This window comes from Brotonthovivens ammoniilytica (assembly GCF_025566885.1).
Classification (GTDB): domain Bacteria; phylum Bacillota; class Clostridia; order Lachnospirales; family Lachnospiraceae; genus Brotonthovivens; species Brotonthovivens ammoniilytica.
In genome coordinates this window covers 394,885-416,881 of the sequence record NZ_JAOQJQ010000003.1, presented here as the reverse complement: position 1 = coordinate 416,881, position 21,997 = coordinate 394,885, and the positions used below count along the sequence as shown (strand labels likewise).

Below are 21,997 nucleotides of genomic sequence, written 5' to 3'. Positions count from 1 at the left end.
AAAGATTGCCTCCTGATTTACTTCAAAATATTTGCTGAGATTACCATACGCTGAACTTCAGATGTACCTTCATAGATCTCTGTGATCTTAGCATCACGCATCATACGTTCAACATCATATTCTCTGATGAAACCATAACCACCATGTAACTGAACAGCTTTTGTTGTAACTTCCATAGCTGCTTCTGCTGCATAAAGTTTTGCCTGAGCTGCTTCAAAGCCATAAGATTTCTGAGTATCTTTTGCTCTTGCTGCTCTGTAAACCAGAAGCTGTGCTGCCTGCATCTTTGTAGACATATCAGCAAGCTGGAACTGAGTATTCTGGAACTGTCCGATTGTTCTTCCGAACTGTTTTCTTTCTTTTACGTATGCAATTGTTGCTTCCAAAGCGCCTTCGCCAAGACCAAGTGCCTGAGCAGCAATACCAACACGTCCGCCATCCAGAGTATGCATAGCGATACCAAATCCTTTACCCTTCTGTCCCAGTAAGTTTTCTTTTGGAATACGGCAATCCTGGAAGATTAATTCATAGGTAGCAGAACCACGGATACCCATTTTCTTCTCTTTTGTACCAAATGTAAATCCTGGTGTACCTTTTTCTACGATAAATGCGGAAATTTCTTTCTGTTTTCTGCCGCGTTTTTCTACTGTTCCTGTAACAGCAATTACAATATAAACGTCAGCATATTTTCCGTTTGTGATGAAGCATTTGGAACCATTCAGTACCCATTCGTCACCATCTAAAACAGCTTTTGTCTGCTGTCCCTGAGCGTCTGTACCAGCGCCCGGCTCTGTTAAACCGAAAGCACCGAGTTTTCTGCCGGCTGCAAGGTCAGGAAGATATTTCTGTTTCTGCTCTTCTGTACCATATGTTAAGATCGGGTCACAGCAAAGAGATGTATGTGCAGAAACAATAACACCTGTTGTACCGCAAACTTTTGATAATTCTTCTACACACATAGCATATGTAAGAATGTCACAGCCCTGTCCGCCGTATTCCTTCGGAATTGGAATACCAAGGAATCCTGCTTTAGCCATTTTTTCTACTGTTTCTACTGGAAACTGTTCTGTTTCGTCAACCTCCTGTGCAAGAGGTTTTACTTCTGCTTCTGCAAAATCTCTGAAAAGAGTTCTCGCCATTTCATGTTTTTTGCTTAACGCGAAATCCATTCTATTTTCCTCCATCTTCATGATTAGCGCGGAAAAGCCTTGGGCATGTGTAGCGAAATGCACATGCCCGATAAATCTGACTTCAATGTTTGCTTTTCCGATACTAATTAATTAAAATCCATTAATTATTTGCTGTAATCGTAGAAACCTTTGCCTGTTTTGCATCCAAGATGTCCTGCACGAACCATTTTTCTTAATAATGGAGCCGGGCGGTATTTTGGATCGCCTGTTTCAGCAAAGATAACTTCCATGATCGCAAGGCAGATATCCAGACCAATATAATCACCTAACTGAAGAGGTCCCATTGGATGGTTTGCTCCTAATTTCATAGCAGCATCAATATCTTCTACGCTTGCAACGCCTGCTTCGAGTACACAGATACCTTCGTTAATCATCGGAACTAAGATTCTGTTTACAACGAAACCAGCTGCTTCGTTAACCTGAACTGGTGTCTTACCGATAGCTTTGGAAATCTCGATAACTTTATCTCTCAGTTCATCCGGTGTATTTGCACCCTGAATAACCTCAACCAATTTCATTACAGGCGCCGGATTAAAGAAATGCATACCGATTACCGGTCTGTCAAGTCCTGCGCCGACTTCAGTAATAGAAAGAGAAGAAGTATTTGTTGCAAAAATACAGTCAGCCGGAACAATATCCTGAAGTTCTTTGAAAGTCTGTTTTTTAACTTCCATAACTTCCAGTGCTGCTTCCACAACTAAATCAGCATCTGTACAAATATCCTTTGTTCCAGTTGTGATTTTTGCTAAAATAGCATCAGCTGCAGCCTGTTCCATTTTGCCTTTAGCGATTCTTTTTTCGAAGCCTTTGGCAATTTTATTCTTGCCGTTTGCTGCGAATTCATCATTAATATCGCATAAATAAACTTCATACCCTTCTGTCTGGGCAAAAGCCTGAGCGATACCAGAGCCCATTGTACCAGCTCCAATAATACCAACTTTCATGATACATCCTCCTTGAAATGAAATATATACTAAATATGAAATACTCCGACTGTTATACCCAAACAATCAGGGTTCATAGATTAGCCAGTAACCGCGGAAGAATTAAGATCAGCTCTTAGTATTCTTCTTTTTTAACGATTGTAGCGCAACCCATGCCACCGCCGATACATAATGTTGCAAGACCCAGTTTTGCATCCGGGCTCTGCTGCAGTTCATGCAGTAATGTAACAAGGATACGGCATCCGGAAGCTCCTACCGGATGTCCCAGTGCGATTGCGCCTCCATTTGGATTTAATTTGGATAAGTCAAAGCCAAGTTCTTTGCCAACTGCTACAGACTGAGCAGCGAAAGCTTCGTTTGCTTCAATAATATCCATATCATCAACTGTTAAACCAGCAATTTTCATTGCTTTCTTTGTTGCCGGAACAGGTCCGATACCCATGATCTTAGGATCGCATCCGCCAAGGGCCCCTGCAACAAATGTAGCCATTGGTTTAACACCAAGTTCTTTTGCTTTTTCTTCACTCATAACAACGATTGCAGCCGCACCATCGTTAATACCGGATGCGTTGCCGGCTGTAACCATACCGCCTTCCTTACCGGAGCAGCATTTTAATTTGCCAAGAGATTCTGCTGTACAGCCGTCACGAGGACCTTCGTCTGTGTCAACCATAACAACTTCTTTTTTCTTTTTAACAGGAACCGGTACGATCTCATTTTTAAATCTTCCGGCTTTCTGAGCTGCTACTGCTTTCTGCTGAGAAGCTGCTGCAAACTCGTCTAATTCTTCACGGGTAAGTCCCCACTGATCACAGATATTTTCAGCTGTAATCATCATATGATAATTGTTAAATGCATCCCATAATGCATCATTTACCATTGTATCAATTGCAGTTGCATTGTTCATTCTGTATCCGAAACGCGCCTGTTTCAGAGCATATGGAGCCATTGACATGTTCTCCATACCGCCGGCAACAACGATATCTGCCTGTCCTGCCATAATCATGTTTGCTGCTTCGTTTACACATTTCAGACCGGAGCCGCACACTACATTCAGTGTAAATGCAGGAACTTCATCCGGAACACCAGCTTTAATGGAAGCCTGGCGGGCAACGTTCTGACCCTGAGCAGCCTGGATAACACAGCCCATCATTACTTCATCAACCATTTCCGGTTTAACACCAGCTCTGTTTAATGCTTCTTTAATAACAATCGCACCTAATTCAACTGCAGGTGTATTTCCAAACTGTCCGCCCATTTTACCGATTGCAGTACGGCAAGCGCCTGCTAATACAACTTTTTTTGCCATTTTCTTACTCTCCTTTTTTAATTAAAAATATCCCTCTAGTTGGTCTTCTAAAGTAACGCTAGATTGAGATAATTTTAGCACTCAGTGATTAATAATGCAACTTTTGGACTTTTGTTGTTTTGTCTAAAAAATGGACACTTTTACAGCATAATTGATATTTTTTTAACAGGTTCTCCGGCATCTTTATTATGTTATTTTTTTAACAATATCTTCAAAAAAATAAAATTTTATTCTTTCTCTCACGATTTTGCCGTCTGTCGAAAAAATAAAATTTATGATCTAATCATTTTGCCTTTCAAAACATCAGTTCATTTTTTCTGATTGCTGTTATTTTAGCATAAAACGATTTATTTTGCAATACTAACCGAAGTGTAATGTACTGTTTTTTTCATCTCTTACTTACTTTTTGGCAACTTCATTTTTTCACATTTTCTTTCCATATTGTTATTTTTTTGACATTTCCGTCCCAAAAATTTTATTGTTTTTTTATAGATACAATTTCAGCATTTTAAAACCTTCTTCCATACAGCTGCTGCTTCCCGTTGATAACAGCAAAATCCCCCGCACTTCATTTCTGAAATACGGAGGACTTCTATAAAATAAATGGATTGCACTGACGTTTCTAACAAAAGATATGAAAAAAACTCTCTAATCCATCAATTTATCTTTTGCATCGCTGTAGTTAAACACCGGACCGTCCAGGCAGACATAGGTATCATTAATCTTACAGTGCCCGCATTTACCCACACCGCAGCACATTTTCCGCTCAAAGGATACCCAGATCTTAGACTCTTTGGCGCCGCATTTTACACATTCCAAGGCTGCAAAATGCATCATAACCGGCGGGCCCACAATAACAATATTATAATCATCAAAAGATTTAATGGGAATTTTATTAATATGAGCAGTTACCATACCGGTTTCAAACCCTTCCACCTGTTCATTATCAAGGGTACAGATCATATGAAAGCGCTCTTTAAATTTTGCGATTTCATCCCGGAACAGTACCGCTTCTTCATTTTTAAATCCGGAAATAATGTTCACGGATTTACAGACTTCCGGGTGATCATAAAAATGATTGATCATTGTCATAACCGGTGCCATACCGGTACCGCCGCAGATAATCAGAAGATCTTTATTCTCAAAACGCTTTACCGGAAACTGATTTCCGTAAGGGCCCCGAAGGAAAATGGAATTTCCCGGAACCAGATCAAAAATTGCCTGTGTTAAAAGCCCCACATTACGAATGGTAAATTCCACATATCCGGGTCCTTTTCCGCTGGCGGAAATCGGAGCCTCTCCTACTTTAGGCAGGGACAGCATAAAAAACTGTCCAAACCCCGGCTCTGTGTCACAGGCAACCCGAAAGGTACACTCTGTAGCAGTATGCTTTAGCATACTCAAAATTCTATGTGGTTTTGGAACCAGAACATTATTTTCCATTCTTGTTTCCCTCCGTCTTTTTTACCTTCAATTTATCTACTTCAGCACTTAATTTGTTGATGGTATCCGCAAAAGAAATATCCTGCATACACCGCTGAATGCATCTTCCGCATCCCACGCACATATGCTCATTGCCCCCAAAGCGCGCATTATAGTCATATACTTTATGCATGGTTTTAAAACGCATCATCTGATCCGGTGTTTTTCTTGCAATATTGCCTCCGGCTGTTTTGGAAAAGTCAGGCAGCATACAGGAAGACCAGAGCCGTCTTCTCTCTCCTTTCCGGCTGTTTTCCTGATTCAGGTAATCTACCGTATCAAAACAGCTGCAGGTAGGGCAGACGGTGTTGCATCCCCCGCAGGAAATACAGTCTTCATTATAATCCTTCCAGAAATCCAGTTCAAAAATCTTCCGGAGCATTTTTGCGTCTTTAATATCCGGAACGCAGACTTTTCTTTGATTCTCTTCAATAAATAACGGTTTATAGCCGGATTCCATCTCATCTTCAAAATAGTCGATAAATTCTGCATCTTTCACTTCCAGATAGATTTCATCCTCATTAAGTCTGCAGGCCACACTGTAATTTTCCGTTTTATTAGTTCCCATAGAAACACAGTAACAGTTATCCCAGCTTTTCTCACATTCCATCATAAAGATTTTTACTTTATCCCGCATTCTTTTATAGTAAATATCACTTAAACCGCCATTTGCAAGAAACATATTGTCCAGACGTTTCAAACCGTTGATATCACAAGGACGCATAAAGATAATAATTCCTTTTGGATCCTTGGTAACAGTCTCCACACAATTGTTTTCATCGAATTTAAAGATAGTCTGAGAAACAGGGTAAATCACTTCTTTTGGAGAAAAGTCTGACTGTCTGTCCGTAACAATCTCTTCTACTGTGGATACTTCCTCATAACGGATCAGCCCATTTGTCTCCCACATTCCCCGGTCCGGCACATGTTTTGGACCATAGATATGATACTCTTTCTGCAGTTCCTTTAAAATATCATTCATACCCTGTCTGCTGAGACGAAAGCTTTTAGAAACAATAGTTCTGGCTTTCCTCTCCACAATCATTTTATCTAAAATAAAGCTGTCCAGCTGCAAAAATCCTGTGGTCAGCTGTCCTACCATCCGGTAAAATTCCGTATCTGCATGATATTTAATATCCAGACAAAATTCCGGAGCCCAGTTTAATAAATGCTTATTTAAAAATTCCCGCTGCTCTTCTAGTCCGGCTAATGTTTCCGTATACTGGCTGGTTTCATCACAGAGAAATGCCATAAAGTCCAGTTCTACAGCAATATGGTCCTCCAGCAGTCCTTCTGATTCCTCGTTTCTTTCAATGCCTTTATATTCATATATTTCGCATACCTGATTCCAGGCATCCTGCATCATTACATGCTTTGGACTGGTATAAACGGATTCATAAGGAAATGCCGCAGCTCCCTGGGCGCTTCCTGCTCCTAAAAAAGTTTTTGCATAATCCGCAGCCAGATCATCCAGCGTTTCCCCTGCGTCGTATTCAAAATATTCATTTAAACGAAGCAGCGCGTCTCTGAACTCTGTAAGTTCATTTTCTTTCCGGTCAGAAGGAAATACAATATTTTTAAGTCCCTCAAAAAACGCCTCATCTATTTCCTTCTGAAAAAACCTGGAAAACAGATGATACAGATTCCGCCGATTGATCATCAGCTGTTTAAACTCAGCTTTTCTACTCATGTTCATAATATTTTCTGCCTCCTTTTCCAAAGGATACTTCATCTATTTCCTGGGGCAGAATATCCTGCCACTTGGCATGCTTCAAAATGTATCTTGTAGATGGCCCGTTGCCGTAATCATGAAGACGGAATACGTGCTCCTCTCCTGCCTCCTTTAATAACTTCGATACTTCACTTTCCGGATCATTAATGTCACCATAATGCAGCGCCCTTCCGGAACAGTTTCTGACACAGGCCGGCTCCTCACCCTTCTCTCTGGCCTCAGAACACAGGGTGCATTTATCCATGGTTCTGCGCATCTCGCTGAATGTATTTGTGTGATACGGACATTCTTGATTACAGCTGTGACACCCAATACATTTCATAGTATCAATCCGGACTACGCCGTCCTCTTTGCTTTTATATACCGCGCCGCTGGGGCAGACCCGGACACAGACCGGATTTTCACACTGCTGGCACATAGTTGGGAGAAAATACATTTCAAGATTCGGATATTTTCCCACAGGGCCAACCTGGCGGACCTTTGTTCTGTCAGAACCAAGGTCCGTTCCGTTTTCCATCTTACAGGCCACCTGACAGCCTTTGCATCCGATACATCTATCTAATTCTACTACAAATGCGTACTGTTTCATACTGTTACCTCCTCTGTGGGGTCACTTGGTTTCGCAAGCCAGGAGCTAAAGTCCTGAGGATTTTTCCAGATACCTTCCGGTGCGCCTTCTGCCGGATAGACTTTTACCAAAAATCCACGAAGGGTATAAGTTCCCACTACATCATTAAATGGCGCGGATGCACGGGTCAGCATATTGACATTCATCTCTGTCCATCCGTGAGTCTTGCTCTGGAGATTTTCCGGATTCCAAAACCGCTCCATATAAACGACTCCCGGTTTGATTCCTTCTGTCACGGCCACCACGGCCCGGATTTTTCCCCGTTTCGATTCAATCCATGCCCAGCCGCCGTCTTCCAGGCCATACTTTTTCGCATCATCGGGATACATCCACAGCTCCGGCACCGGATAGATTTCACGCAGCCACGGAATGTTGCGCAGTGTACCGTGATGATAAAAAGGAACCCTTCCGCTGGTAAGCACCAGAGGGAACTCTTTGGCTTCCCTGGAATCATTTCTGGGACTTTCCGCCGGTTCCAGATAATAAGGAAGGGGCTCATAGTCTTTGGATGCCGGAGGCAGTTCACATTTGCTGAAGGGCTTTCCGGTGCGCCCCAGAGTAATCATGCTTTCCAGGTAAATCTCACATTTTTTAGAAGGTGTGGCAAATCCCTGAGGAAGCTTCGTCTCCGGATCCTCTTTTTTATAAACATAATAATCTTTCCATTCATCTTTCGGCATATATTCATAAGGGGTCTGCTTCTTTAAATCCTCAAAGGTAAGTCCTATACGGCCCAGAAAATGATCCCACAAATCTGTTACATTATCCCAGTAAGGCAGATCTTTTCCCATATATTCCGCATCAAAAGCTTTCTTACAGCCTTCATCTCCCAGTTCTCCGCATCGCTTAGCAATCTTTGACCAGATCAGCGTCTCATCCATAGTTTCCCACAAATGAGTTACCTGCTGGCGGGCACAGAGAGTATTGCAGGTCTCCACAATCATATTGGTCTCTAACCACTCTTCCGTTGGCAGCAGAATATCTGCATAAGCGGAAAATGAGGTTGGATACATATACATATGTACAATGAAGTCCAGCTCATCAATGACTTTTTTTACCTTCTGACTATCCGCCACAGCCGCTAGTTTATTTCCGGAACGGTCAATCCATACTCTGGGCTTATAGGGTTTTCCCGTTAAAACCGCATCAAAAATACTTGTAATATGGCCCGCATACCAGATGTGCAGCCCCTTATGTTCAATTCCCCCCAGACGTTTCTTTAACTGTTCATCCGGGAGACGGTCCGCCGCAATGGGAACCGGATAGTTTGGCATATCAAAAACTCCGCTTGTTTGAAATCTCTGAAGCAGAGAGCCCGGGCGTTCTACATTGCCCATCAAAAGATCTAAAACAGCTGTGGACATAGCTGCCTGCACAGAGTTTGGCGTCTGATCAGTACTTACTCCAAGGGCAATACCGCCTGGTGTGTTTTCCGCGTAAACTAAAATAGCCTCTTTTATCTTTTCCGGGTCCAGCTCACAGATATCCCCTGCATACTCCAGTGTATACTGTTCTGCCTGCTCCCAGAGCATTCTAAAACCTGTTTTGTATACTTTTCCATCAGCCTCAAAACATCCGTCCAGCACAGGATCCAGGGAATCATCCCAGGGATAGGTCAGAGGTTTCGGAGCATTTGTTTTTGCGTCCCACACCATAAATGTATCCGGAATATTTGGATCCTCACTTTTTTCTGCGCGCAGAAGCATTTTGCTTTCTGCATCCACCAGATAGGGCAGATTGGTCCATTTCATCACAAACTCTTCATCATAAAGTTTGTGCTCCATAATATAGCGGATCCAGGCAAGCATCAGTGCAACATCAGTTCCCGGACGGATTGGAAGCCAAACGTCAGCCTTTGCCGCATCCGGTGTCAGTCTCGGATCAATTACAACAGTCTTTACACCTTTTGCCCGGAGATCTGCCACTGCTCCTCCGCCGCTGGCAGGACAGGAATAGGACGGATCCGTACCCCAGAGCACCAAAGACTGAATAGGCGTATTTTCTGTATCATATATTTCCAGAGCATTGGAATCCGCAATACTTGGATCCACGCCGCCGTACATCATGGTATAGGCAAGTACACGGGGCAGATAGCACTGAGCGCAGCCCGGTTCGAACCAGTTGGGAGTACCGAAGATATTGCAGAAACGCGCAATACTCCAGATCTCCGGGTTGCCGCCTCCTCCGGTGGAACAAAATACTGTTTCCGCACCGTATTTTTCTTTTGTTTCCACCAGTTTTCTTGCAATAATATCAATGGCTTTCTCCCAGGAAATCCGGCGCCATTTGTTTTCACCTCTTTTGCCCACCCGCATCATGGGATATTTATTCCGATTTGGATGGTACAGAGCCTGAATGCCTGACAGGCCTTTGGCACACATACGGCCTTTACTCATACGGTCTTCCGGATTGCCTTCTAGTTTAATCACCCGGCCGTTTTTCACAGTTGCAATCACACCGCAGTTTGCAATACAGGCACGGCAGCAGGTTTTCACTTTACGAATCTCATCTTTTTCTTTCTTTTTCGTTCCAACAGACTTCTTTAACAGCTTCAGGCTTCCTACAGCCGCATCAAGCCCATCTACATTGGTGGCTGCCAGAAAGTCCATATTCGAGATTGAAACCTTATCGCTCATAGCTTATCCTTTCTGAAATATATCATGTGAATGTTGTGTTTTATTTTTTTGGTATACCAAAGGTATCCTTTTAATCTACCAACAGTATATCACAATGAAAAGATAATGCAAGACCTATTATCCAAAAAAGAATCCGGCTTAAATCTGCCGGCATATCTTTAAAGAATCTCTCTAAAATCCGGCCTTTTGCAGTTCATTCATCATAGCGCTCCTGCGGCGGTACTTAACCTTCCATTCATTGGCAATTTCCCCTGTTTTTTCTTTTCCACCTGGATATTCTTTAATTTTTTTCAAATACTTCATTAAATGTCTGTATTGCTTTCTGTCAGTAGATTTTCCCGCTTCTTTATGAAGATACATAATATAAATATCCCTTACCTGCTCCGGAAACTTTTCTTTTAATATCCGCTCATATTCATCAATTCTATAGATAAACACTTCCTGTTTCAAAGCTTCAAGCAGCCGCTCATACAGTCCCTCGGCTTCCATAAGCGGATATTGTATAAATAAACACTTCCTGTTTTCCAAAATCTGTTCCCGATATTGTTCCCATTCTTTATCCGTACAAATAGCTTTTAATTTATTTACATATTCCAGATCATTCTGCTGGCACTTGAAAACATAAAATAGCAATTCATCTTTATATGCCTTCTCGTTCAGTTGTTTTTCATATAAATCAATCAGCTTTTCACTATAATCAGCAACCAGCCCCATATATGCACAATCTAAATTTTTGCTTTCCTGCAGCACCTCAATTGCCTGGTCTATATCCCCAGACGCAAGGCTCTCTTCGATTTCCAGTACTCTTACTGCTGAAAACCTTCTGTATTTCTTTCGATATTCTTTTATTTCTTCATTAGAACAATTCAATTTTTCCATGATTTTCAAGCGTTTCAATATGTTATTCTCATAACCATACTGCACGCTCCATATTCTCCCGCAATCTGTGGAAAATTCCTGATTTTCTATCATCTCATCCAGAAACTTCAGCTTTTTTATTAACATTTCACGGTTTTGAAATTCATTCATCATAAACTCTTCCAGATATTCTTCCAAATAATCCTCCACATACCCGCATCCATGATGATCTTCAAACCATGAAAACATTCTATTTTGTTCTTCTTCACTGCAGTTCTCCAAAATCACCTTCCACTTCTCATAACACAAATCTGCAACCATAGAAATTCCGCCGTCAGAATCATCTATATCTGTACTTCCAATAGTCTGAAAGACATAGTTTGTCAAATCAAATGCCTGTAAATAACAGCCTTTTTCAATCAATATATCTACCTTTTCATCTAAAAAGGCCTGCAAATCCGATGAAAAATCCCATGCATTCCGATAATCAATAAATCCGCTTCGGTCCCCATACTCATATACCAGCTGATCTACTTCCTGCTTTAACCACTTTATTTGTTTTTCCTCTATCTTTACCGCATATCTTATCAAAATCATATTTCGGATCTCATCATCACAAACAGCCAGTTCTTTTACAAGAACACGCAATTCCTTTTCCGGAATTTTATCAATTGTTTCTTCTAATTCTTTCTTTTCTTTGATTCTCTCTGTTATGCAGCACTCTTCGTTTTCAGCACCGTTTCCATACATTTCTTCAATTTTAAACAGAACTGCCGCCATATGCTTACAATAATTGCCGTCACCTGCATAAGGACAAGCGCAGTACATATCCAAAATACGGTCTTCTTCTATCTCAATAGCCACATCATATGCTGCCGTTCCCTCTGCCACAGCCTGATATCCATTCTCTGTCTTCTGAAGCTTCGTCACTGCACCAGCATAGAAATAATTTCTTCCCCGTTCTAAAATCTGTTCCCGGAATAAATCTTTCCATCCTTTTATCATGCCATTCCCCCTGCATATCTTATCTGACCGAATATTAATAGTTTCTCTTTAATTAAAATCATATCACGGATTACCCCCCTCAGGAAAAGATTTTGTCTTTCTGCTGTTAATTTTGTGTTTTTCTGCAATATGAAAAGGCAGGACTGCTGCTCTGAAGATTTTTCTCCAGAAACAACAGTCCTGCTTTTACGGAAGCAACACTTTTTGTTCTTTCAGCCACTGAATACTTTCTGTACAGGTTCTGCTTTCAATGGTATATGTCACATTCAGGCCGCGATGCTTTTTTATATGTTCCAGCACCTTTTTCATATCCATTGTTCCCTGATTTATAGATGCATGTTCATCTTTAATACCATTATTATTATGCAGATGCACATGTCCAATCCAGGGGCTTAAAACCTCTATCCAGTGATATACATCATATTGGGGAGCAGAGGAAGCGTTTACATGCCCCACATCCAGACACAAGCCCACCCGTGAATCGTGAATCCCTTCCAGAATTTCTTTCAGACAATAGGGTTCATCTTCAAAGACATTCTCTATATACAGATGAAAGTTTTCTTCCTTATCCTGTATAAAACGCTTCCAGAAATCCACAGATTTTTCAATATGCCATTCTTTGTAATACAGAATGGGAATATAACCGGAATGCAGAATCATCCTCTGAATACCAAGTTCCCGGCAGACTTTATAAGTCTGATGATATCGCTCCATAGTAAGCGCGGCTGCTTTTGGATCTACAGAAGAAGCATTTAGCTCCGTATAAGGACCGTGAACAATTGCAGCTTTTGCCCCTGATGTCCTAAAGTCCTCTTTCATTTCCTGAAGCGTCTGTTCTGGCCGGTCCAGATTTTCGGAAATACAAAGATGATCAAATTCAATATTTAATTTGTGTTCCCTGATGGCATCCAGTGCACCTTCACTGAAGGTGGCAACATATAATGAATTCAATTTATCTTGTCTCTTTCCGGTATTTTGCTCTGGCAATTACCAGGATACCTGCTCCTGCTGCACATATAAACAACGTCCAGAACATTGGTGTCTGCTCATCGCCGGTTTTCGGGCTTATAGATGTATCCGGGTTTTCTGTTTTTCCGTCTTGATCTGTATTGTTTCCATTTGTATCTGTCTGATTTGTCTGGTTATCAGTTCCCGGTGTTTTTCCAGGATCCGCTGTACTGTTGTCATCTGCCAGGGCAAGCATAAACGGTGACAGAGAATCAACGGTAACAGAAACTTTTCCATCTTTTACGATTTCTGTATAAGTGTCAATACTCCCGTCTCCGGTTAAATGCTTGATGATTACTTTTCTTCCGTTATACTCATCGCCAACAGTAAATATAAGTTTCAGACTGCCGTTAAAACCGCCGTTTTCAAGAGAAACCTCATAGGCGCCTAAAATCTCAGCAATATCTTCTGATTCAAATGCCTTTAAAAGCTCTGGGGCATCAGCCTCTTTCAGTTCTTCAATTACCAGTTTTGAATCCGGTATTAATTTTCCTTCTACAGAAATACCGCTTTCCTTATCTACAACGGTTTCCGGCTTCTGTTCCTTTACAAGAGCAGCGTATTTACTTTCAGCAGCCGTCAGTTTTTCATAATTTGTCACTTTGGATTTTGCCAGGTCACTTAATCCGTCATAGGCAATTCTTGCTGCATTGATTTCTGTTTTACTCTTTAAAGTAACTTCACCGATTCCGTCAATTTTGTCCATAACTGCTTTAGCTTCAGCCGCTGCTATTTCATCTTCTGCCAGCTGGGCGTCTGTTTTCACCTGATCCATCTTTGCTTTGGCGTCGGCAGCTGCCTGAGCCACAGCATCCTGATCCTTTGCTTCATCAATTACAGCCTGTGCTTCTTTTATAATTTCTTTCAGCTCTTCCTGCTGTGCCTGGCGGTAATCTTCCATATCTTTATAATTTTCTATTTCCGCTTTGGCATCTTCTTTTGCCTGAGCCAGTGCAAGCACTCCATATGCCTCTTCTGCTTTTTCCAGATCTGCAAGATTTGTTACCAACGCCTTCTGGTCATCTGTCAGGGCATCGTATGCTGTTCTTGCATCTTCAATGGCATCTTTGCTTTCCAGAGTCACTTCTCCGATGGCACTGATCTTATCATCCACTGCTTTAGCTGCCGCTGTATCCGCTGCTTCTTTATCTGCTGCATCTTTTAATTCCTGATATGTTTTTTCTGCTGCTGTCAGCGTATCATATTTAGTTACCAGCGCTTTTTGGTCATCTGTCAGGGCATCGTATGCAGCTCTTGCAACATCAATATCTGCTTTGCTTTCCAGAGTCACCTCTCCGATGGCATCAATTTTATCATCTACTGCCTGGGCAGCTAAAAGATCTCTGTTTTCAACAGTTACTTCACATGCTGCTGTCAAACTCTTGTCATCTGTAATTACCGTAATTGTTGTTTTTCCGGCTTTTTTAGGTGTTACCAGACCATTTTCATCCACAACAGCTACTTCTTCATCAGAAGAATACCATTTTACCGTCTGATAAGTAGCGTCCGCCGGTGTAATTTCTGCCTGCAGCTGCAAGGTATCCTTAAGATCCATGGTGTATTCTGTGTGATTTAAGGCTACTCCTGTTACATCCACTTTTTTCAGCAGTGTCAGGTGATAGGATTTTGTAACTTTTCCGTTTTCAGAAGTTACATCAATACGTACCTTAATGGTTTTGGAAGGATCTTTTGGATATACCGGATACCGTGTTGTGCCATTTCGGGTGATTCCCTCAACGGTTCCATCTTCCAACAGCCAGTCCTCATCTACATTTTCTACCGGATATACAGTAACAGAAGAACTGTTGTCAGCCGCTGTTGGCCATACATTCCAGAATTCACTGGTTCCGATTCCATTTAATTCTGTAATATCAGCTGTATATTCTGTGTTTCCGGAAGCAAATTCCGGAGACAAATCTACAATTCCATCCCCTGCACTATTACTGTTGTTTACTTCCAGCCCGGAAAGATCTGCATTTTCACTCTGGCATGCAATTTTCAGTGTATAGGTTCTGGAATCCTCGCCTTTTGTTATAGTCACTGCCGCTTCTGCAGTGCCATCCTCACCAAGAGCAACCACTGCCTGATTCTTGTATGCAGTGCCATTTACTGCGGCTGAAGATCCTTCAATGAGGTCCAGTTTGATAACTGCCTGTTTACTCCCTGTAGGAAGCTTTACTTCATAATTTGATTTTCTGGAATCAAAGGCTTTATCCCATGCAGCCGTTGTTCCGTCTTCTGAGGTTACAACTGCATTGTTCAAGTACGCTTCATTGGCTTCCACTGCCATTAGATAACCGCTGTCATTTTTGTAATACAGTGTTCCCTCACGGTCTGCACAGATTGTACTGATACAATACTGCTGCTGAGCCTCATCAGGGACAAACAGCTCTTTGCTTTCTTTAGATGCTTCCTTCTGATCCGGAGTATCATAGGTATAATAAATACCGCCAGGCTGTGCATTATAAGTAAAATACAGGTAGACACGTCCGTCTGCCTTGCCGTCTTGGTCATAGTCCACATCTTCATTAGCGGTGGACAAAAGCGCCGCTGCCTGAGGGTAGCCGGCTATCGGGAGCTTATACATCAGGGAATCTGCACTTAACGTGCCGCTGTTGTCAATTACCGCGAAAAAATGTCCGCCGTCGGGATCAAACTGACCTCCGTCGCCTCTGACGCCCACATAGATTTTGTTTTTATAAACAATGGGCGCTGCAGTTACCTGATTTCCAAGGTCCATATAAGATTCATTGGAAAGGTTTCCGCTGGCATCTACATCTACCTTATACATTAAGCCGCCTTTGGTACAGAAATACAGGTGTCCGTTGTCATATACAACAGTTGTACGGATATCTCCCTTAATGCCGGAGATCTTATCAATAATCTCGCCTGTTTTGGGATTTAACGTATAGAACACGCCATTTGCCGTTGGATCGTTTTCACCGGTTCCGTCATCGGATCCAACCGCTACATATTTATCTGTGGCATAGGCTCCGGCCCAGTAAAATCCTCTTTTTGCAACACTGCCCTCATCATCCAGGGTCGCATTCAAGTCCGGATCATAGGTGATAGTATCTGTATCTTTTGTAGAGCCTGATGGAACAAACTTCCACTCCGGTTCTTTAACGCCGTTCACCACGCCGTCATCATCCGTGGATACGCAGAAAAACGTTCCGTCTCTGCTCTCTGCAGTCCAGGTGCCGGTATAAATATAGCCTTCCCCGTCTATTTCTGCATAGCTGATAGGAGATACGGTCTGTCCGCTGTCTACAGCTTCTGTGGTCCAGGCACAGGTTAAAGTATCATAATCAACCGCCTGGATTCTTCCGCTGCCAATCTGCACAAACAGTTTTCCGTCTGCATAAAGAATCGGATTCATGGCATAACCAACATTTCCTGCCATCTCATCACTTTCATCCACCTTTTCTCCGGTGGCTTTATCAATCTTTATTATTTTATTCCCTACGCCAATATACAGATAATCATCCAGAATTAATGGCGGTGTGGGAGCTGCACTCCATCCGCTGCCATACTTCACAGCCCACTTCTGTGCAGCCTCCAGATCGCTGGTGGGAGTTGGACGGTCTGTGACACCGTTATTCTCCTGATTATTCCGGAAATTATACCATTCCTGGTCTACATCTGTACTTTTTGTTTCTGCTGCCAGCGCAGTGGCTGGTATCATAGAGACTCCCATCACTGCTGCAGTCAGAAACGAAAAGAGCTTTCCTGCTGCTTTCCTTTTCATTGTTACCTCCTTTTTGATGCTTAAATTTTTGTACTCTGCCTGAAGCTTTATACAAGTTTATTTATAACAGCCTCTGCGATTTTTTCGCAGACAGCCGGTTATAACTTTAATCAGTGATAATCCAGGGAAAAGAAAAATACAATCTCATCACCGTCGTAAACGGTCACCGCAGACATTCCGTCCAGATATTCTCCGTTTACAGAGTAAAGCCAGCCGGAATCTTTATAGAAATCTTTCTCGCCCAGCGAATCTTTTTGATATACCAGATCTGATGTATCGGTAATGCCAAGCTGATCAAGCTTTTCCTGAGAAATACTCCATCCGTCGGTAATTCCTTTCTTTTTAATCCTGCTGATATAAAATCCCTGTGCCGGTGATTTTCCCGACACTACCTGATATCCGGCAGCTTCACACTCCCGGTTAATTACATCCGCCATGCTCTCGCCCACGTAAAATTCTGCTGTTTTATGGACCAGAGTCCCAAGTCCCAGCTGATTGGCATGCATAGTAAAGGTAACGGTACCCCCCTTTTTCTTCTCTGCATCTGCATCGGCGATAACCGTATAGCGCTTCTCAGCCGTATTTCCTTCCTGATCTCTGGCTTTGATTACGATCTCATTGCTGCCGTCTTTTAGCTCCTGACACCGGTATGTAATAACATGATTTGTGGTCCCGGAGCTGGTAACTTTATTTCCGTTTACTAATACATCTACATAAAAGGAACTCAGATAATTTTTCTTATAATCCTGTACTTTTACCGTGACAGTAACTTCATCTCCGCTGATTTCTTTTCCGTCTTTCAGATTACAGGTAATGACAGGTATTTTGGAAGTCTGATCATCCCCGTCCTCATCTGTGTTGGTTCCGCCGCCCTCATCTCCGGGATTTTCCTCATCACCGCTTCCTTCATCCTTACTGCCACCTGGCTGCTCCGGTTCATCCGGGCTTTCCGTATCGGGCTGCTGTTCAGATTCGGTTTCTGTATCTTTGCCGTTATTACCGGCAGGCTTTTCCAAATCGTTCGGCTCTGCATCCTTACGATTGGTGACTGCCTGATTTTGCGGAGCCTTTGTGGCCTTTGCCTGGGAAAATTTCTTCTGCTCTGGCTTTTGTTTGATTTCCTGTTCAATCTGTTTTTCCTTCTGCTGTTTTTCCTTTATATACTCCTGTTCCTGCTCATAATTTAAAGAATACCCTTCTCCCGTAACAAACACCCGGGAACGGCCGTCATTGACGCCCTGTATGGGATTTACATCCGGCGCAGCCTGCCGTGTTGACAAAAATACAGCAGTGAAAATCAATGCAGCAGCAATTCCCGCCAGTGTAACCGGCAAAAGTATTTTTTTTCTGAAACCCGCTTTTTCTCTCATCAAAGCACTCCTTTATATAAGGTCTGATGATCTTTCAGCAAAATCATAGAATCCATAGCCAGCAGCGCTTTTTCCGCAGCCATGGCATCTGCTTTCTTTCTTTCCGTTACATGACAGAATCCGCCGTCTTTCATCTGGTAAACCATCAGACCGTCATACATGGTATTGCCGTCCTTGATAAAACGCTCATCCGTCTGTACGTCGATGCCAAGCTGTGATAAAGCCATGATACATTCTGCTGTGGTCTCACAGTTTCCATAGCTTCCATCCTTTTCCTGATATTCTGAAAGAGCCTGCACACCTTCTTCCAGCACCGCTTTCACCTGGGAATCAGACTGGTAAAAGGAAAGTCCCTCCAGGGCAATGGCAACATAATCAGCCGCATCCTTATTCTCAAACATCTGATCTTCTTCCAGGGCATCTATAATCAGCTGAATATAAGCATCCTCCTGCTTCAGTGGAATACCGGATACATTAGAAGCCACCAGTGCAAAAGCGGCTGCATTCATTCCCTGCTCATCAATCATTTCATAATTGTCCAAAGGCTCCACCAGATTGTACCCTTCCACCTGTCCGGGATCTTTTCCAATGGCACATAATGCAAGGCTTACTCTGGCATATTCCGTATAGTGTGTATCAGAAAGCTCTCCCTTTTTTGCCTTTACCGCCGCCCGTACAGTATCATAATAACTGTCATAATACTGCTCCTTTACCTCATGTCCGCCTGCTTTTAAGCCAATCACCGCCCATTCTCCGCCAACAGAAGCTACTCCCGGAGCCGGGGTTTGTTCCAGCACATACGCTGCCGTGTGTCTGGCTGTACTTTCTAACGTATCACCGCTTTCCTTTCCTGCGCATCCCCCCAGAAGGAGCGCTCCGGTCAAAATCACTGCAGCGGCAGCGGCAGCTCCCGTCTTCACCCCTGCAGCTGTTTTGAACTTTTTTTGTGCATATCCCATTTTGTCCTCTCCTTCTTTAATCTTTTATATTCTTCCAGCATCCACTTACGGTCTTCTTCCCGGATCTCATCTCTGCTGTATGCCGCCCGGTTTCCAAGGGCCCGTATTGCTTCACTTACCGGATAACCTTCCTGCTCCATATATCCATAAATTGCACTGACCGCAGTCTTCGGCTCCGCCTTTATGATTAAACGTCTTTTTTTCAATGCCTTCTTAAGCTTCCCAAAAAAGTTTCTCAAAAGCAGAATTAGCACAAAGACAATTACTGCGGCAATTAAAATAACCGCCAAAATCAGATAAATATCCGTTGGCTGCCTGTCGTCATCGCCGCCGTCCCGCAGCTCATTCTGACTGTTCTGGCTATTGTCAGAAGTATCCTCAAAGGGGCGAATCAGTGTATTATTGGATATTCCAACAGTCATATCCGCCTCTTCCATAATCCCTTCATACTCCGGACAAACCTCAACCGGTACAAAACCAATTCCGTCCACATAGATTTCTGCCCAGGCATGAGCACGGCTCTGAGGAATTTCTATTGTATCCTCCGATGTTATGCCTTTCACGTCTTCCGGTGTTACCAGATATCCTTCTACATACCGGGCCGGAATCCCGTAATAGCGAAACATCATAACTGCTGCGGTGGCATACTGTACATCCGATCCTTTTCCGGATGATAAAAAGCTCTCCAGCGCTCCTCCGCTGCTGTTAAGCGGTCCCGGATATTCTGTATATATAAAAGACTCATTCAGATATGTTTTGATTCTGTTAATTGCCTCTTTATACTCAATGTGCCCTTTAGACTGATCTCCGCTGGGACCCAGATATTCACTGATCAGTTCCTTATCACTTTCTGACAGATAGGTATCATTTTTATATACCAGCTCATTGTAATAACTCTCAAAAGTAAGATAAGAGGTAATCTCATCTGCACGGCCTTTGTCTGCAGCATTTGTAAACATAACTGCTGCTGTCTTTGTCCAGTCCTTTACCGCATTTTCACCTGCTGTGTAATCATAAGAAGAAAGCCGGCCAAACTTTCGGGAAGTAACAAAGCTTCCTCCCCAGTTACGGCTCTTGTCAACAGACAACTCCGAAATTTCATAAGGGATATACGCATAACGCCTGTCAGCATTTTCCACATCCACCTGTATATGATTTTCTTTTTCCTCCTCAGTTGTCAGCTCCAAAGCCTGTCCCAGCTGACCCAGTGTATTAAATCCCAGCTCTTTCAGCCAATACATCAGATTTTCTGAACCGTAATAGGTACCGGTTGAAAGCGTATCCCAGCTGTCACCGGTATAAATTTCACCTACAAACCCCCGAAGATACAGAGATTCCGGATCACTCATGCGAATCTTCAGTGCAGTTTCTTCCCCCGCCATCCGCTCACTTCTGGTAAGATCTCCGCTGCCCAGAGGATTTTCTCCATAATAAAGATTCTTAACGGACTCTGACACTGATTCTGATACCGCTTTTACCTGCTGAGGTTTTTTTAATAATCCTGAAATACCCGGAAGTTTCATTGCCGCTGCGGATATCAATACCACTGCCGCTGCCAGCAGCAGCTGCCACCAGAATCCCTGGCCTTCCCACTGCATACAGGATAAATACAGCAATGCCGCTGCTGCCAGCAGCGCAATTCCAAAAGCACTAATTCTCAGAGAAAAAAATATATTGATCAGGCAGACAGGAATCACAAAAATCAACAGCGTCCATTTTTTACGGCTTTTTATTAAGAAAAACGCCGCAAAAGCAATAGCTGCAAAAGCGATGAACACAAATAGTCCGCTTCCGTTTGACTCTCCCGCAAGATTTTGCAGTATTACATAATCAGAACTGCCAAGAACCTGTACCGCCTGATTCCAAAGGCGTATCAGGCCTCCGAGAACAGTTCCCGGGCTTTCAAAGGCTCCGGACAGTTCAAACAGATCTCCCAGACAGAAGCACACGCCCAGACTGAGCAAAGCTGCCGCAGCAGCTTCTTTTACGCTGCGGACTCTGCCATCAGATATTTTGTGGTCTGTATACAGTAACTTTTCCATAATAACTCAGCCTTTCCACCTCTGACTCTGCATCGGTACCTCCCGCCGTCACATACAGATAGCTGGCGTAATTTTTTTCCAGATCTGCAGCCATAAACCTGTCTGCTAAAGTTATCTCATCCACTTGGCACGGACTCTTAAGCAGACCGGGAAGCATCCGAAACACATCCTCTGTCGTACTAATTTTTCTGCTTTCGAAGCAGTCCTTTGCATAGTTAAACCATCCCACCGTATGACCGATTCCCTGTGAGACTGCCGCAAAGGAAAGATTTAAAAACAGCTCTGTGGTCTTATCAATCTGTTCAGGATCAGGATCTGACACATCAATCTTTCGTTTATCTAAAAGGATCATCAGGCTGTTTTCCACCGGCAGCCCCGGTTCACGGATCACAATATCATCCATTTTTCCTGACAGCTTCCAGTGAATGCTTTTTATGCTGTCTCCCGGAAGATAGGACCTTACATCAAATGTCTCGCTGGGATCATCCCCTTTTTTATCAGAAGAGTAACGATAGCTTTCCATATCATACTGGCTGAGCTCCTCCTTTGATAAATCCATTCCGCCCATAGACGGCTGTACATAATATTCCCAGCTGCCTGTAATGCTGCGCTTCTTTTCAAAAAGCATCAAAGGGTCTGATACTGCCATGCGCTGTATATCAATATGCAGGCAGCCGCAATATCCATCGCCGCAGTGAAAGGAAATTATCTTTTTCCCTTTCGGCATCACAGAAAATTTCAAATCTGTCACCTGATCTGTTCCGGTAAGAACATTCTCAGTCAAAATCTCTGCCCTGCACAAAAATACGGGCAGTACACTGTCATTTTTAATGGTCAGTATAAGATGTCCTGTCTGATTCTTTCCTCCCGAACCGTCTCCGCCAAACTTTACGGAAATTTTTTTCCCGGTAACAGCTGTCATCAGCACTCCTGCTGCCAGATAGATCAGGAGCAATACAATCAGAAAACCCGGAAAATCAGAATCTGTGATAAAATACAGCAAAACAGAAGTAATAAGAAATATCAGCCAGATTAGAAAGGACCGTTTTCCGGTATATCTCTTTTTATTCTTTGTCTTTTTCATTT

General features: G+C 42.9%; 14 protein-coding genes. All 14 read right to left on the bottom strand.

Annotated elements, in window-relative coordinates; genetic code table 11:
• Window positions 1-17: 17 nt before the first annotated feature.
• The gene (locus tag OCV88_RS09840) at window positions 18-1,169 is read right to left on the bottom strand and encodes an acyl-CoA dehydrogenase (RefSeq protein WP_158425333.1); all 1,152 of its coding nucleotides are present in this window, start codon (window positions 1,167-1,169) and stop codon (window positions 18-20) included.
• 125 nt (window positions 1,170-1,294) lie between these two features.
• Complete coding sequence (locus tag OCV88_RS09835) at window positions 1,295-2,134, bottom strand: 3-hydroxyacyl-CoA dehydrogenase NAD-binding domain-containing protein (RefSeq protein WP_158425332.1); 840 nt, start codon at window positions 2,132-2,134, stop codon at window positions 1,295-1,297.
• Window positions 2,135-2,249: 115 nt separating this feature from the next.
• Window positions 2,250-3,443 carry an acetyl-CoA C-acetyltransferase gene (locus OCV88_RS09830; protein ID WP_158425331.1) on the bottom strand — a complete coding sequence of 398 codons (1,194 nt, stop codon included), beginning with the start codon at window positions 3,441-3,443 and terminating at the stop codon, window positions 2,250-2,252.
• 648 nt (window positions 3,444-4,091) lie between these two features.
• On the bottom strand, window positions 4,092-4,886 hold the full coding sequence (gene asrB / locus OCV88_RS09825; protein WP_158425330.1) for an anaerobic sulfite reductase subunit AsrB: 795 nt from the start codon (window positions 4,884-4,886) through the stop codon (window positions 4,092-4,094).
• Window positions 4,876-6,621: an anaerobic sulfite reductase subunit AsrA gene (asrA, locus tag OCV88_RS09820; protein WP_262591131.1), complete on the bottom strand. Its 1,746-nt coding sequence runs from the start codon at window positions 6,619-6,621 to the stop codon at window positions 4,876-4,878. The genes asrB and asrA overlap by 11 nt, the downstream gene beginning before the upstream one ends.
• A complete protein-coding gene (locus tag OCV88_RS09815) occupies window positions 6,608-7,246 on the bottom strand; it encodes a 4Fe-4S dicluster domain-containing protein (protein ID WP_158425328.1) in 639 nt (212 codons plus the stop codon). Before OCV88_RS09815 ends, asrA begins: the two co-directional genes overlap by 14 nt.
• Complete coding sequence (locus OCV88_RS09810; RefSeq protein ID WP_262591130.1) at window positions 7,243-9,921, bottom strand: molybdopterin-containing oxidoreductase family protein; 2,679 nt, start codon at window positions 9,919-9,921, stop codon at window positions 7,243-7,245. The genes OCV88_RS09815 and OCV88_RS09810 overlap by 4 nt, the downstream gene beginning before the upstream one ends.
• Window positions 9,922-10,092: 171 nt before the next feature.
• A complete protein-coding gene (locus OCV88_RS09805; protein WP_158425327.1) occupies window positions 10,093-11,784 on the bottom strand; it encodes an SWIM zinc finger family protein in 1,692 nt (563 codons plus the stop codon).
• 186 nt (window positions 11,785-11,970) lie between these two features.
• On the bottom strand, window positions 11,971-12,735 hold the full coding sequence (locus OCV88_RS09800) for a sugar phosphate isomerase/epimerase family protein (RefSeq protein ID WP_158425326.1): 765 nt from the start codon (window positions 12,733-12,735) through the stop codon (window positions 11,971-11,973).
• 1 nt (window position 12,736) lies between these two features.
• Window positions 12,737-16,540 carry an Ig-like domain-containing protein gene (locus OCV88_RS09795; RefSeq protein ID WP_158425325.1) on the bottom strand — a complete coding sequence of 1,268 codons (3,804 nt, stop codon included), beginning with the start codon at window positions 16,538-16,540 and terminating at the stop codon, window positions 12,737-12,739.
• A gap of 110 nt (window positions 16,541-16,650) precedes the next feature.
• Window positions 16,651-17,910, bottom strand: coding sequence for a DUF4430 domain-containing protein (locus OCV88_RS09790; RefSeq protein ID WP_158425324.1), 1,260 nt, complete (start codon window positions 17,908-17,910; stop codon window positions 16,651-16,653).
• A complete protein-coding gene (locus OCV88_RS09785) occupies window positions 17,910-18,869 on the bottom strand; it encodes a hypothetical protein (protein WP_158425323.1) in 960 nt (319 codons plus the stop codon). Before OCV88_RS09785 ends, OCV88_RS09790 begins: the two co-directional genes overlap by 1 nt.
• Window positions 18,827-20,911 (bottom strand): transglutaminase-like domain-containing protein, encoded by a 2,085-nt coding sequence (locus tag OCV88_RS09780; RefSeq protein WP_158425322.1) that lies wholly within the window; start codon window positions 20,909-20,911, stop codon window positions 18,827-18,829. Before OCV88_RS09780 ends, OCV88_RS09785 begins: the two co-directional genes overlap by 43 nt.
• Entirely contained in the window at window positions 20,874-21,995 is a 1,122-nt protein-coding gene (locus OCV88_RS09775; RefSeq protein WP_158425321.1) for a DUF58 domain-containing protein, read from the bottom strand. Before OCV88_RS09775 ends, OCV88_RS09780 begins: the two co-directional genes overlap by 38 nt.
• Window positions 21,996-21,997 lie beyond the last annotated feature (2 nt).